1 protein-coding gene is annotated in these 429 nt (G+C 63.2%); it reads left to right on the top strand.

Annotation, left to right across the window (positions count from 1 at the left end; translation table 11 throughout):
- Window positions 1-53 precede the first annotated feature (53 nt).
- A complete protein-coding gene (locus BIU96_RS19670; RefSeq protein WP_175477436.1) occupies window positions 54-230 on the top strand; it encodes a hypothetical protein in 177 nt (58 codons plus the stop codon).
- Window positions 231-429: the final 199 nt, after the last annotated feature.

Raw genomic sequence — 429 nt, 5'->3', positions numbered from 1 at the left:
CCCCGTCCCGATAGCCGATCCGTTACTGGCACGGTCGGAGGTACGGTGACCCCATGAACCGTTCGAACGCCCTGTGGCTCATGTTCGCGCTGCTCGGCGTGGTGTTCCTTGGAACCACAGCCGCCTTGTTCGCGCACGAATCATCGAGGCCGTTCGGATGGATCACCCTCATCAGCGCCATCGTCATCATGGCGAGCGCCTGGTTGGGCTACAGACGTTCCAAGATGTGAAAAAGTGCCGAGCGTTTCGATAGCCGATCGGCCACCGGACAACGACGTGGAGGCTCGACGGATGCCGATCGTCCTGGTGTGGTGATCGCCGCGTCCGTTGGACTGAGGAGCTGCGTTGACGTCATTGGGGCTGTGGGGCGCACGGCTCCCGCAGAGTTTCGTCGAGCCACGCGTGGATCGCGCGCTCGTCGTCGTGCGT

It is taken from the genome of Curtobacterium sp. MCBA15_008, assembly GCF_001865065.1.
Taxonomy (GTDB): domain Bacteria; phylum Actinomycetota; class Actinomycetes; order Actinomycetales; family Microbacteriaceae; genus Curtobacterium.
Note: the sequence above shows the minus strand (reverse complement) of the source record. Positions and strands in the feature narration are given on the sequence as shown.

Excerpts from the sequence above, each read along its gene's own strand:
- BIU96_RS19670 (WP_175477436.1), top strand. The coding sequence starts at position 54 with ATGAACCGTTCGAACGCCCTGTGGCTCATGTTCGCGCTGCTCGGCGTG.